This window comes from Sphingobium sp. JS3065 (assembly GCF_026427355.1).
Lineage (GTDB): Bacteria > Pseudomonadota > Alphaproteobacteria > Sphingomonadales > Sphingomonadaceae > Sphingobium.
Window position 1 is genome coordinate 288622 of record NZ_CP102664.1, and the last position, 13170, is coordinate 301791.

Consider the following 13170-nt stretch of genomic DNA (forward strand, 5'->3'; position numbering starts at 1 on the left):
CTTTCAGACCTCCTTTCAATCATCCGACCCCGAACGTGGAGGACTGGCTAAGGATATGCGTTGCCCAATGGCTACAGGATTCAGAAAAACATCCTATTCCGCCGATTGGGCAGGATTGTGCCTGTCCTATTTCGCGCCAACGGGTCTAATCCGCATCCTTCTTTGAAACGTCCGACACATCGTCACCATGCATATACGCGCGCGCAGGCGCGCGCGCGTACACTGTGAACTTCGACGTAAAATGGCCGTTAGCTGAAATTCGGCGGCATCCCGAAAGTCCCGCCCCTGCTTACTGGCGCAGCCTCTCAATCGCCTGGGCAAGCGCCACATAGAGCTTGCCCATATCCGACGACAGGATCGCAACCCCCAGCGCGTTGCCGTCGCGGGCCGACAGGATGATCCGCAGCATCGATTCGAAATCGTGGATATATCGGTTCACATGATCCTGAAATTCAGGGTCATTGTCGTAATGCAGCGCAATTTCGCGGGATTCGCCTGCATCCAGCAGCTTCACCGCCCGGCGCGTGAACACGCCGCGGTCGCCCTTCAGATACGCCGACCAGGCCGAATCCGTCACATCGTTGGACAGGATTTTCGAAACGTCGATCGCCGTGCTGTTCAGCGATTCGATGATCAGCGCGGAGCGGCGGGCGAAATGGTCGCGATCGCGATCCTCGGCGGCGCGTTCGGCCTCCTCGATCCGCGCCTCGACGCTGGCGCTGGTGTCCGCGATGGTCAGAAGCTGGCGGGTCAGGCGGTCGGATGCCTGGTGCGCCGCCTTCACCGCCTCCTCGGCTACCTTGGCGATCATCTCGATCTGCGCGGCGACCTTTTCGCCAATGACGCGCTGCATCGCCTCTTCGCTGGCGTCGGCCAGCGATTGAGCCGCTTCGGGAATGGCGCGGCTCAATGCCTGGCGAGCGCGCTCGGCGGCCTGGTCGGCGGTATCCTTGACGCGCAGCAGGGCGGTGACCAGCAGCGGACCCGCTCCCTCGGTGATGCGGGTGGCGTCCTGATGCGCATTGTCGAGCGCGGTGCGCAGCTTTTCCACCAGTTCGCGATTGGCGTCGACGCCGCTCTGCGTGCTTTCCAGCCACTCGGTCAGGCGGCGGCCCTGTCCGCGCAGCAGTTCCTCCGCCTCCTGCGTGCGGCCGAGCAGCGCTTCGGAGATCGCCTCCAGCCGCTCCATTTCCGGCGCGGCGCTGTCCAGCAAAGTGCGGCTGGTCTCGATCCGTCCGTTGAACCGCTGGAGCGCGGCGGGGAAGGTTTCGTCCAGTTCCCGCACGCTGGAATCGAGCGCCACCATCAGCGTCTCGGCGCTGCCGATCAGCTTTTCGGCGGTCAACCCACCAGCCGCCAGCGCCGAATCGATGCGCTGCGTCTCGGTCGTCAGTCGGGAAAGAGCGTCGGTCAGCCGCTCGTTGCGGGCCAGCGCGGATTGTTCCATCGCCGCGAAACGGGATTGCGCGGAATCGAGCGCGTCATCCAGACTGCCCTGAAGGCCGGAGACAAGCGCCCGCTGCCCTTCGACCAGATCGTTGATCTGATGCAGGCGGCTTTCGATCTCGCCCACCTGATCCCCCAGATTGGTGACGGTTTCATCGCCAATCGCCTCTATGCTGCTGCGCGAGCGGGCGATCAGCGCCTCCAGCGCCTCGCTGTGCCGGGCGACGCTATCGTCCGTCAGCCTGATGCCTTCCTGCGTCTGCGCGATGGCCGCTTCCACCCGCTGACGCAGTTCGGCTTCGACGGTTTCGGCGTCACGCGACAGGATGGAGAGCGCGGATTGGCTGGTCGCGGCGATCCCGGCCTGCGCGCCCTCGATCAGCGATTTGAGCGACAGGGCCTGGGCGGTCAGGTTCGCGTCGACCGCCGCCATGGTTTCCTGCGCCCTGCCATGGGTGGTTTCCAGGCGATGCAGCACGTCTATTTCGACGCGGTTCAATTCCTGAGTCAGCAGGGCGATGACCGACTGGGTCGTTTCCGCGATGTCCGCCTTCGTGCGATCGGTCAGGCCGCTCAGCGCGAGCGACTTCTGCTCGATATCGAGGACGCTTTCCTCCATCGCCTTGCGCGCGCTCTGCGCCGTCGCCTCGATCCGGCCCGACGCCACGTCCGCCATGCCGGTCACCTCCTGCGTGGCGGAACGGGTGACTTCCTGAATCTCGGTGAGCTGGCCTGACAGGCTCTTGGTCGCGGAAAGGGTGCGGGCGCGGGCATCGTCCGACAATTCGCCCAGCGCACGCAGCCGCGCCTCCAGCGTGTCGATGCGTTCCGACAGGGCATGGCCGTTGTCGACGATCTGCGCCGACATGCGGGTGGCGCGATCCTCCAGTTCCGGGATGGAGGCGACCAGAGCCTCCATCCGCTGGACCAGGGCAATGCCGGCGCGTTCGGCGGCTTCGGCGCGTTCGGCGGTGCTGTCGGCGCGGCTCGCGATCAGTTCCGCCGACGCTTCCATATTGCTGCTGGCGGCGGCGCCATAGCTGTCGAGCAGTTCGGCCTGATCCTGCATCGTCTGGCGGGCTGTTTCCAACTGCCCGGCGATTCGGCCCAGCCGCAGTTCCAGCAGTTCCGCTTCCGTCCGCAAGGCCCGCGCAGTGTCGAGATAGCGGCGCGCTTCGCCCCGGCTGTTCCGCAGCAGCAGCAGATAGCAGACGCCAAGCAGGATGAGCGGCACGAGGATGGTCGCGACCAGGCCCGGCCACGCCGCGGGACCGGCACGCCATTGCCCGGACGACAGCGTGGCCCAGCCGGCAAAGCCGATCCAGGCGAGACCGGCGGCAAGCAGCGCCCACTGCGTGCCGTGCATGCCATGGCCCTGCCGATCCGCGAAGCCGCTTTCCTCATCCAGATCCAGAACGGCCTGTTTCAGTAGCAAGGTGTCATCCGCTTGCGATGCGTCCTGCGCCGATGTTTCGGCGTTGCGCCAGAATTCGACGATTGTGCTGCCCCCGTTCATGCTTCCTATCCTAGCAGCTTTTCCGCGCACGAAAATGCCCTGTTACCAAAACTTAACGCAAGCCAGATAGCGTTCGACCCCATGTCCTATGATCCAGGCGCCCTGAACGCGGCTCTTGCCGCTGCTGTCGGTGACGACAGATTGTTGATTGAGGAGCTGCGCGCCGTCTTCATGGAAAGCGCGAAGCGGCAGGTCGATCTGCTCGGGCGCGCCCGTTGCGACGCCAATTGGCAACTCGCCGCCTGGCGGCTGAAGGGGCTGGCGGCGAGTTTCGGCCTGACCGGCCTGATGGCGACGGCCGATGAAGCGGCCGATGCCGCGCCCGGCGACCCGCGCATCCTGCGGCGGTTGCGGGCGATGCTCGACGACCTGACGCAGGGCAATGCGTGACGCTGCTTGCGTGATCGCTGCCGCCTTGTAACAAGGTGGATCGAACAATAATCGGGTCGGTTTCATCACGCATGACTTTTGCGGCAATTCTCAGCGCCAACCGGGCGAGCGGCGATTCCGGCGGAACGTTGCGCGCCAGCCTGCATTTCGCGGGGCAGACGCTGGTGGAATATCAGGCGCGGCAGGCGGTGCGCGCCGGGGCGGACCGCGTCATGATCCTGGTCAGCACCATCACCCCGGCTCTGTCGCAGGCGGTCGACCGGCTGTCGGCGGACGGCATCGCCGTTGCCCTGGTGCGCGACATGGTGTCCATGGTGCGCGATGCGCCGCGCGACGCCGATACGCTGCTGGTGGCCGATGGCGCGATCATCGGACAGGGCTGTTTCGATGCGCTGGCCGGGCAGGATGGCAACGCCCTTCTGGTGGCGGACGACAGCCGGGCCAGCGCGCCGTTCGAACGGATCGATGCCGGTCAGCGCTGGGCGGGGCTGGCGCGGGTCACCCCGGACCTGCTGTTCAGCACGCTCGACATGATCGGCGACTGGGATCTGGCGCTGACCCTGGTGCGCGCCGCGGTGCAGGCCGGGGCGCGGCGCGTCACCGTGCCGCAGGACGATCTGCTGGAAGGCCGGGTTGCGCTGGTCGAAACGCAGGAACAGGCCGATCTGGCGGCGCAGGCGGTGCTTTCCCACGGCCCGCGGCAACGGCGGGTGCGCGGCGCGGCGGAACATTATCTGCTGGCCCCGGCGGCGCGGCTGATCAGCCCGGCGCTGATGCGCATGCAGGTTCCCGCCATGCAGGTGCGGATCGCGGCGATGGCGCTGGGGGCGATCGCGCTGGTGCCGATCGAACTGTTCTGGACCGGGGCGGGCTTTTGCCTGTTGCTGCTGTCGCTGTTGATGGCGGAAACCGCCGACCGGCTGGACGAGATGGCTTTGCGGCCGCTGCCTGCAGGTTGGCTGGCCTTTGTCGCGCCGGCTTTCGCGGTGGGCGGGATAGCCCTGGCGGGGGGAGGATCGACCCCGGCCTATCTGGCGCTGATGCTGGCGATCATCCAGTTGGCGGACCGTTGGGACAGGGTGGGCGCGGCGCGGGCGTGGATGATCTTCACGCCCGCCAGCGCGCTGCTTCCGTTGCTGGCGGCATCGCTTGCCGGGGCGCTGGCGCCGATGATCGAACTGGCTATGCTGTGCGCCATCGCGTCCGCCGGAACGATGATCCTGTCGCGCCGGGGTTAGCGATTTCCAGTCATCGGTTCGATCGGACCGAAAACCGCTCCAGGCGATTTTGCCCGTTACGGTTTAGTGCATTTTAACGACGTGCCCTTATGCTGGCCGATATGAGCGCCTTTTCGTCCCCGATCGGACCGACCCAGGCGGATAGCTGGCCGATGGCGCGAGTCATGGCGGGCATGTCCGCCGTTCCCGTCGGCCATGCCATTGATCTGGCGTTTTTCTTTCCCGATGAAGGGCTGGATCGGCACGATGCGCTGGTGGCGGAAACCCGGCGGCATCTGGGCGGATGCCTGACCGCGATCGAGATCGGATTGCGGCTGGCGCTGGAGGAAACGCCGGAAATCGCGGCGGCGCTGGCGCAATGGCCGCATCCGGTCTGCTGGCCGACCCTGTGCGCGCAGCCGACCCTGTTGGGACCGGCGTTGCTCGCCCATATGCGGATGCGGGGCGGGATCAGCCTGATGCTGCGCCAATATGGCGGGCCGGATGGCAATCCCGGCGGCGAATCGGAAGCGGAATCGCTGTTCCCCGCCGACGACCCGGTGCTGGGCGATGCCTGGGCCGCCCTGATGCTGGCCGAGGGGCGATGGCTGATGACCGGGGCGGACGATCAGCCGATGCAGCCAGACCTGCCCGCGCACTTCTTTTCCGAGCTGTTGTGGACGGCCGCCGCCAGCCTGGCTGCGATCGTCCAGCGGAGCGGCCTGATCGAACCCGATGCGGTGGTGCCACTGGTGGAGGCGGCGGCGCAGCGGCTGCTCATGCGGCATGATGAGGCTTCCGGGCCGGTCGCGGCGGCCGACCGGCTGGTCCGCCAGTTGGGCGCGGGGGCCGATGCGCCGGAATTGATGGGCGCCGCCCTGGGGCAGAGGCAGTTCCTGCTGTTCGCCGCGCTGGCCGGGCGGCGGCTGCGGATGGACAGCGCGCAGGTCGCCGACATATTGGTGACGGGACCGATCGCGCAGGTCGCCACGCTCTGCCGCGCGCTGGGCGGATCGGATGCGGATTACCGGCATCTGCTGCTGGCGTTGCGGCCGGTGCGGCCGTCCTTGTCCGATGCGGCGATCGTCGGAGAGGCGATGCGCTATCAGGATCTGACGATGGCGCAGGCCGATATCGTCGTGAGCGCCCTGCGTGCTCCGGCGGCGCTGCGGGCCAGGCTGGACCATCTGCGGCGGATCAGCGGTTGATGAACATGCCGGCGCATCCTGCCATCGTCCGTGCGACGGTCGCCACGGACGGCCGGCTGCTCAGCGCGGACGCGCCTTTGCTCGCCCTGCAACAGGAGGCGGGGGGGGATTTGGGAAGCGTGCTGGCGATCCCGCAACTGGCGGCGATGGCGCGGCTGGCCGGACATTTGGGGATTGCGCTGTCCCGGCCCGTGGTCGCGGCGGCGGAGCGCGGCGACATCGACATGTGGGTGCGCGCCAAGCGGGAAGCGGACCTGATCCATATCGCCGTCATCGACTGGCATGAACGGCAACCGGCCATCGCGCCGGTCGATCCGGCGCGGCGGGAAAGCGACATCGCCGCCCTGTCGGACGGCTGGACATGGCAGATCGACACGCAATTGCGGTTCCAGATGGTGCTGGAGGGATTTGGCGGCCAGGGGGCGCTGCCTACGGCGCCGCCCGTGCCGGGCAGCCGCTTCACCAGCTATTTCGAATTGCGGCCGGATGCGGACGGCGATCTGTCGATCCTGCGCGGTTTTGCCCAGCGGCGCGCCTTTCGCGATCAGGTCGCAGCGCTGACCAGCGACGCGGCGCGGCGTTTCACGCTGTCGGGTTTCCCGATGTTCGACCTGACCGGGCAATTGGTGGGCTATCGGGGAAAGGCGCTGCCGCTCGACCAGGCGGTGACGGCGCCGCTTGCCGCGCCCGAGCCTGTGCCATTCTATCCCGCCGAGTTCGGCAAAAGGCTGGACCGGTCCTTGCGCCAGCCCCTGGGCCGCATCATCGCCAATGCGGATTCGATCGGCGCGCAGTTGGAAGGGCCGCTGCGGCCCGATTATGTCGGCTACGCCCATGATATTTCGACGGCGGGGCGGCATCTGATGGCGCTGGTCGACGATCTGGCCGATTTGCAGGCGGTCGACCGGCCGGATTTCACCGTGGTCGCGGAGGAACTGGACCTGGCCGATATAGGGCGGCGGGCGGCGGGGCTGTTCATGGTCAAGGCGCTGGACCGCGGGATGTGCGTGGTGGCTCCCCCGATGGAGGTGAAGGCGCCTGCTATCGGGGAATTTCGCCGTGTCCTGCAAATATTGATGAACCTGGTCGGCAATGCGGTCCGCTACGCGCCCGAAGGATCGACCGTGCGGGTCGAGACGGGGCGGGAGGCCGGACAGGCGTGGATCGCGGTGCTGGACCAGGGCGACGGCGTTCCGGTCGAAAATCGCGAGCGCATCTTCGACAAGTTCGAACGATTGGGCCGGGGCGATGCGGGGGGCAGTGGCCTTGGCCTTTATATATCGCGGCGTCTGGCCCAGGCGATGGAGGGGGAAATCCGCATCGACGACGCGCCCGAAGGGGGGGCGCGGTTCACGCTTTTCCTTCCTGCCCTGGGGGAATAGCGAATGTCAGGCCCCTCCTTTTAGGGGAGGGGTGGGGGCGCGCCGCCCGCCATCGGCCATGCGAATGGAATGCTGCTTTCCCCCGTTTGCGTGCCGTCCGCGTCGAACCGGCGTTCGGTGATCGTGCCCTGGCCCTGCGCATCGATGGCGATGATCGTGCCGCAGCGCGTGCCATAGACCGGATCGCGGATGAAGATGGGCGATATCAGCGCTTCTGCCGGAACGTCGGAGGGGGTGTCGGGCGCGATGCCGGTTTGAGGCAGGCTTTCCGAGCGCAGGGCGCCGAAGAGGGTGAGGGGGTTGGCGGCTCCGGCGACCAGCCAGTCGAGCAGGGCGGATTTCAGCGCCAGCGTCTTGGGCCATGGCGCGTCCAGCGCGCCGTTGGAAAGGCCGTAGAGACCGGGAGCAAGCTCCGTGCGCAAAGGCGTGGGGCGGTTGGTGAGGAAATGGGCGCGCTCGCCCTCTATCGATATGAGGTTGAAGGGGTTGAAATCGTCCAGCGCGGCGGTTTCGCGGCCCGCCAGCAGGTCCGTCACCAGCGCGCCGCGGGAGGCGCGGTCGGGCCGGGGGTCGCCATAGCCGCGCAAATTGGTGACGATGGCGGCGCGGCCCTGTTCGGACACGCCCATCCAGGTTCCGCCCGACAGCAGGTCGCGGCCCGCGACAAGATGACCGGGCCGATCCCATCGGGCGAGCGGCGCGGCGGGGCGGGCGTGCAGTTCGTCGCGATTGCCGATCAGGATCAGCCGCCAGCGCGGATGCGCGTTCCACGCCATTGCCATGATGCACATGCCTTCATCCTCCTGGTCCGGGACGGCTTGATAAACGGTCCGCGCCTCTCCATATAGGCCGGTGCCGGGTTCGCCCGGCTATGGTGATAAATCGTGTCGTGCAATAGGCACAGCGGACCCGGGGGCGGTACCCGGCGGCTCCACCACATATCCCCTTTCGCAGGGGGTGTCTGACGGGGCCGAACTAGGATCGACGTGTGTTGAAAAGCGATGTCTTCACCCGGCCTGAGTACGCCGTAAAAATGTTCAAAACACGTAAGTGCCAACGATAACGAGGCTCTTGCTCTTGCTGCGTAATTGATGGCCTCACGGCCGGACATTACTCAAAAAGAACGCGGTTGAACCCACCGGGCAACAGAAGGGAATTCAGCGGCTTCCGGAGGGGCCGGGCAACAGAACCCTCCGGACCTATACGCCATGCGTCGAAATCGCGTGGCGAAAGCCCTGGGTGCAGGGAGAGGGGGCGTCATCCTGAAGGGTGGCGCCCCTGCTTTATCCGGCGCGATTGGATTCCATTCGCCCTCATGCCGAATTCGCCTGAGCGGCCGGTTCATGATAGAGACGGCGCGTGGAACGGGAAGTCGAACTGAAGCTGGAATTGGCCCCCGATGCGGCGGAAGCATTCGGGCGCTTGGCGTTTCTCCCGCCGGACAGCGACGTGGCGCAGTTGCGGGCAATCTATTTCGACACGGCCGATAGAAAATTGGCGGAACATGGCATCAGCCTTCGCATCCGGCAGTCCGAAGGCCGCCGGGTCCAGACGATCAAGGCCGACGGGCATGGCGGGGCGGGATTGTTTGCGCGGGCGGAGTGGGAAATGCCGGTCGCGGACGACGTGCCGGTGCTGGATGCGCGCACGCCGGTCGCGGCGCTGCTGGGGAAGGCGGTGGATGCCATCGAACCCGCATTCCATGTCGATGTCGAGCGGCGCAGGTGGATCGTGGAGGAAGATACGGCCGTCATCGAACTGGCGCTGGATCGGGGACAGGTCAGCGCGGGCGGGCGGCAGGCGGCGATCTGCGAAGTCGAACTGGAATTGAAATCGGGTGCGCCCGATGCCCTCTTCCTTCTGGCGCGGCGAATCGATGCCGACATTCCGGTGCGGCCCGGCGTGCTGACCAAGGCCGAGAGGGGATATGGGCTGCGCGATGCCGCCGCTGCCTGGGTGAAGGCGGAGCCTGTGGCGCTCGATCCGTCCCTGACGGCGGAAGAGGCGTTTTTACGGATCGCCGGAAACTGTATTCGGCATTACCGGCTGAACGAGGCGCTGTTGCTGGACCATTATGAGGTCAAGGCGCTGCACCAGGCGCGGGTTGCGATCCGGCGGTTGCGGTCGGCCTTCTGGCTGTTCCAGCCGATTCTGGAGGCGGCGGATGTCGCCCGCTTCCAGGGCGAATTGAAATGGCTGGCGGCCATATTGGGCGAGGCGCGCAATCTGGACGTGCTGGCGGAACGGCCCGATGCGGGCGCGTTGGGCGACCGGCTGCACACGGTGCGGGCGGAGGCGCATGGCCGGGTCGGGCAATGGCTGGAATCGGCGCGGGTTCGCGCGTTGTCGATCGATTTGGTCGAATGGCTGACCCTGGGCGCGGGACAGGCGGGGGACGACCGGCGGATGTTGCCTGCCGGGGATTTCGCGGCGCGGCGGTTGCAGCGGCTGCACGAGCGGATTGCGAAGCGGGGCGCGCATTTCGCGAAGCTGACTGACGGGGCGCGGCATGAAGTGCGCAAGGATGCGAAGAAGCTGCGCTATGCCTCCGAATTTTTCGCCGGGCTGTTCGCGCACGGGAAGGGGCGTCGGCGGCAGGCGAAGTTCATCGCGGCGCTGGAAGAGGTGCAGACTGCCCTGGGTGAATTGAACGATCTGGTCGCCGTGCCGGGCCTGTTGGCGGAATATGGATTGGGCGCGGAACAAGACATACAGATCAGGCCGAAGCACAAGCGAAAGCTGATTATTGCGGCGGCAGAGGCTTATGAAGCGCTGGTGGACGTGAAGCGATTTTGGCGATGACATGCCTCCCGCAGCGCCGACGATGGCAAAAGCGTGCGAAATCGGCCCAGTCGCAATCGCTGACCGCTTGAAATGCAAGCACTGCCGTTTCCGGCGTTGCGAATGTCATCAAAGCGTCACAATAATGTCATTCGATTGTAAGGCCAGTTTCCTAGCAGGCGCCGGTATCAAGGGGGATCGACGACGCGCATGCGTGTGGCTTTCGGCGATAATATTCGGACCATGAGCGGGCGACTGCGGCCTGTCGACTGGTTGTCGGCGGTGGAGAAGCTGCTGCTTATACTGCTTGCGCTGCAATGCGCGTGGCTGGTGTGGGCGGTGCTGACGCCGGTCGGCAGTTTCGGTCGCTGGGAAGGGCGTCAGGCGCGCCTGCTGTCCGTTGCGGAACGGCAGGCGCTGTTTTCCGGCTTCGATCCCTTTTATCGCGGCGGGCCGCAACAGGCGGGCGGGGGTGTCGTGACCTCCCTGGCGCTGACGGTCTATGGAATAAGGTTGAATGAGGGATCGGGCCAGGGCTCGGCCATCGTGGCCGGGCCTGACGGGGTGCAGAACAGCTTCGCCGTGGGTGAGGAGATCATGCCCGGCGTGGTGCTCAAGGCGGTGGCCTTCGACCATATCAGCATCGATCGCGGCGGCGTGGAGGAGCAGGTCTTCCTCGACCAGTCGCAGCCCGCGCCGACAGCCGTGCCGCAGGGTGGTCCGCCGCCGCCCGTGGCGGGGATGGACAATCCGACCGCCGACATGGTGAAGCAGGACATCGGCTTTACCCCCCGGATGCAGAATGGGCGCGTGACCGGCCTGATCCTGACGGCCAAGGGGCCGGGTTTCCAGAATGCCGGTTTCCGGCCCGGCGACATCGTCACCCAGATTGACGGCCAGCCGGTCGGATCGGTGAGCGATCTTCAGGCGCTGCAAGGCAAGGTCTTGCCCGGCGCGCGTATTTCCCTGACGGTCGAGCGCGGCGCTTCCTTCGCGACGATCAACCTCATCCTGCAAGGCCAATGACCAGAAAACTGCTTCTTTCCGCCGCCATGGCCCTCGCGCTGGCGGCGCCCATCGCTTCGCCGGTCATGGCGCAACAGACGCTGAACGTGCGCGACGCCGATATCCGGGCCTTCATCCAGGATGCGGCGCGGGTGACGGGGCGGACCTTCATCATCGACAATCGCGTGACGGGGAAGGTGTCGGTCGTGACCGACCGGCCCCTGTCGCGATCCGAATATTTCGAGATTTTCCTGTCGACCCTGCGGGCGAACGGGCTGGTGGCGGTGCCTGCGCCGGGCGGGGCCTATCGCATCCAGCCCGCGGACGGCGCGGCGGGCCAGCCCAGCGCCGTGGGGCGGGCCGCCAATCGCAACCAGTTCGTGACGGAGGTATTCCGGCTGCGCTCCATCGATGCGGCGAGCGCGCTGGAAACGTTGCGACCTCTGGTCAGCAAGGATGGCTCCGTGACGGCGAATCGGGCCGGGAACAGCGTGGTCGTGGCGGATTATGCCGACAATATCGGGCGCATCCGGCAAGTGATCGCTCGGATCGACCGGGATACGGCCTCCACCACCACGGTCGTGCTGAAAAATGCCGGAGCGCGGGAGATCGCGACTTCCTTGCAGGCTCTGGTGACGACCGGCGGGGAAGGGGCGGCCAAGCCCGCGACCATCGTGCCGGTCGACAGCAGCAACGCCGTCGCGATCCGGGGCGATGCAGGCACCGTGGCGCGGCTGGCGCAGATGGCGCGGGAGCTGGACCGCCAGGCGGCGAGCGGGACGGAAATTCGCGTCTACTGGCTGGAACATGCCGATGCGGAGAAGCTGTTGCCGGTGTTGCAGCAATTGGTGGGGCAGGCGACCGGTTCGCCGGTGACGGCCTCCACCCCGGCGGCCGGAACCGCGGCTTCCGCCATGCCTGCCGCCGCGTCATCCCTGGTGGCGGGTTCGGGGTCGGGCGGCAACGGGATTTCGTCGCGGGGGCCTGCCATCGTCACCCGCTATGAGGGCGCCAATGCGATCATCGTCGCGGCCAACAGCGACGTGCAGCGGATGCTGGGCGAGACGATCCGCCAGATCGACACGCGGCGCGAACAGGTGCTGGTGGAGGCGATCATCGTGGAGATCAGCGACGCCGCCGCCAAGAAGCTGGGCGTGCAATTCCTGATCGGCAGCACCAAGACGGGCTTTGCCGCGACCAACTATTCCAACGCTTCGCCCAATATATTGACGCTGGCGGGAGCAATCGGCGCGAATGAGTTGGGCATGACCACGACCACGACGATCGCCCCCGATCAGACGCGGACCATCACTGAAACCCGCCAGAACAGCGAATTGTCCGACAGGCTGCAACAGGCGGCGGTCGACAGCATCATGAACGCGACGGGTGGTTTCGGCGGGGTGGCGACTTCGCTGGGCCGGAACGGGATTTTCGGGGCGATCATCAACGCCGTCAAATCCGATACCGACAGCAATATCCTGTCCACGCCTTCGGTGATGACGCTGGACAACCAGAAGGCGTCGATCCTGGTCGGCCAGCAGGTGCCGGTGACGACGGGCGAGGCGCTCAGCCAGAATTTCGACAACCAGTTCCGCACCGTCCAGCGTCAGGATGTCGGCATCAAGCTGGAGGTCAAGCCCCAGATCAACACGGGCGGCGCGATCAAGCTGTTCCTGAAACAGGAAGTGTCCAGCGTCGCCGGGCCGGTTTCCAACGGCAACAGCGACCTCATCATCAACAAGCGTGAGATCGAGACGACCGTGACGGTCGACGATGGCGAGATATTGGCGCTGGGCGGCTTGCTGGACGACAATGAGCGCAAGACGATCGAGCGGATTCCGCTGCTGTCCGACATTCCGGGCATCGGCGAACTGTTCAAGTCGCGCAGCAAGAGCCGGACCAAGACGAACCTCATGGTCTTCATCCGCCCCACGATCCTGCGGTCGAAGGAGGATGCGCAGAAGCTGACGCAGCAGCGCTACGGCTATATTCGCGGCATGCAGTTGCAGCGCAATCCGGATCAGGAACCGAGCATCGACGAACTGGTGCGCGACTATATGGGCGCGACGCCGCCCGCCGCCGTCCCGCAACCGGGCGATGCGGTGGTGCAGCCGCCCGCCGAGATCATCGAACCGACCGCCCGCCAGTCGAGCGGCGTCGTGCGGCCTGTCGAAATCCCGGCCAGCGGAGAGAAACGGTGAGGATCGTGATGAACCCCGTTCGCC

At 66.2% G+C, this 13170-nt stretch carries 9 protein-coding genes and 1 other RNA gene; 8 read left to right on the forward strand and 2 right to left on the reverse strand.

Annotated features, from left to right (window positions below):
- Nucleotides 1-289: 289 nt before the first annotated feature.
- A complete protein-coding gene (locus NUH86_RS01425) occupies nucleotides 290-2962 on the reverse strand; it encodes a hypothetical protein (RefSeq protein WP_267250923.1) in 2673 nt (890 codons plus the stop codon).
- Nucleotides 2963-3043: 81 nt separating this feature from the next.
- Between NUH86_RS01425 and NUH86_RS01430 the strand changes: the two genes are divergently transcribed.
- The 4 genes from NUH86_RS01430 to NUH86_RS01445 all read left to right on the forward strand — a co-directional run bounded on the left by NUH86_RS01430 (nucleotide 3044) and on the right by NUH86_RS01445 (nucleotide 7159).
- A complete protein-coding gene (locus NUH86_RS01430) occupies nucleotides 3044-3352 on the forward strand; it encodes an Hpt domain-containing protein (RefSeq protein ID WP_267250924.1) in 309 nt (102 codons plus the stop codon).
- A gap of 71 nt (nucleotides 3353-3423) precedes the next feature.
- The gene (locus tag NUH86_RS01435) at nucleotides 3424-4590 is read left to right on the forward strand and encodes a hypothetical protein (RefSeq protein WP_267250925.1); all 1167 of its coding nucleotides are present in this window, start codon (nucleotides 3424-3426) and stop codon (nucleotides 4588-4590) included.
- An 89-nt stretch (nucleotides 4591-4679) separates the two neighbouring features.
- Nucleotides 4680-5777: a DUF2336 domain-containing protein gene (locus tag NUH86_RS01440; RefSeq protein WP_323748998.1), complete on the forward strand. Its 1098-nt coding sequence runs from the start codon at nucleotides 4680-4682 to the stop codon at nucleotides 5775-5777.
- A complete protein-coding gene (locus NUH86_RS01445) occupies nucleotides 5777-7159 on the forward strand; it encodes a sensor histidine kinase (RefSeq protein WP_267250927.1) in 1383 nt (460 codons plus the stop codon). Before NUH86_RS01440 ends, NUH86_RS01445 begins: the two co-directional genes overlap by 1 nt.
- Nucleotides 7160-7179: 20 nt before the next feature.
- On the opposite strand, the gene NUH86_RS01450 is transcribed toward NUH86_RS01445, so the two are convergent.
- Entirely contained in the window at nucleotides 7180-7950 is a 771-nt protein-coding gene (locus NUH86_RS01450) for an NRDE family protein (protein ID WP_267250928.1), read from the reverse strand.
- Nucleotides 7951-7973: 23 nt separating this feature from the next.
- Here NUH86_RS01450 and ssrA point away from each other — a divergent pair.
- From ssrA to gspD, 4 genes are all read left to right on the forward strand, one after another.
- Nucleotides 7974-8319: a transfer-messenger RNA gene (ssrA, locus tag NUH86_RS01455) on the forward strand.
- Nucleotides 8320-8518: 199 nt separating this feature from the next.
- The gene (locus NUH86_RS01460; protein ID WP_267250929.1) at nucleotides 8519-9961 is read left to right on the forward strand and encodes a CHAD domain-containing protein; all 1443 of its coding nucleotides are present in this window, start codon (nucleotides 8519-8521) and stop codon (nucleotides 9959-9961) included.
- 189 nt (nucleotides 9962-10150) lie between these two features.
- The gene (locus NUH86_RS01465; RefSeq protein ID WP_267250930.1) at nucleotides 10151-10966 is read left to right on the forward strand and encodes a type II secretion system protein N; all 816 of its coding nucleotides are present in this window, start codon (nucleotides 10151-10153) and stop codon (nucleotides 10964-10966) included.
- Nucleotides 10963-13146, forward strand: coding sequence for a type II secretion system secretin GspD (gene gspD, locus NUH86_RS01470; RefSeq protein WP_267250931.1), 2184 nt, complete (start codon nucleotides 10963-10965; stop codon nucleotides 13144-13146). Before NUH86_RS01465 ends, gspD begins: the two co-directional genes overlap by 4 nt.
- Nucleotides 13147-13170 lie beyond the last annotated feature (24 nt).

Bases quoted from the DNA above. Each gene is read 5' to 3' on its own strand.
- NUH86_RS01445 (WP_267250927.1), top strand. From the start codon at position 5,777: ATGAACATGCCGGCGCATCCTGCCATCGTCCGTGCGACGGTCGCCACG.
- gspD (WP_267250931.1), top strand. From the start codon at position 10,963: ATGACCAGAAAACTGCTTCTTTCCGCCGCCATGGCCCTCGCGCTGGCG.
- NUH86_RS01425 (WP_267250923.1), bottom strand. From the start codon at position 2,962: ATGAACGGGGGCAGCACAATCGTCGAATTCTGGCGCAACGCCGAAACA.
- NUH86_RS01450 (WP_267250928.1), bottom strand. From the start codon at position 7,950: ATGTGCATCATGGCAATGGCGTGGAACGCGCATCCGCGCTGGCGGCTG.
- NUH86_RS01465 (WP_267250930.1), top strand. From the start codon at position 10,151: ATGCGTGTGGCTTTCGGCGATAATATTCGGACCATGAGCGGGCGACTG.
- NUH86_RS01435 (WP_267250925.1), top strand. From the start codon at position 3,424: ATGACTTTTGCGGCAATTCTCAGCGCCAACCGGGCGAGCGGCGATTCC.
- NUH86_RS01430 (WP_267250924.1), top strand. From the start codon at position 3,044: ATGTCCTATGATCCAGGCGCCCTGAACGCGGCTCTTGCCGCTGCTGTC.
- NUH86_RS01440 (WP_323748998.1), top strand. From the start codon at position 4,680: ATGCTGGCCGATATGAGCGCCTTTTCGTCCCCGATCGGACCGACCCAG.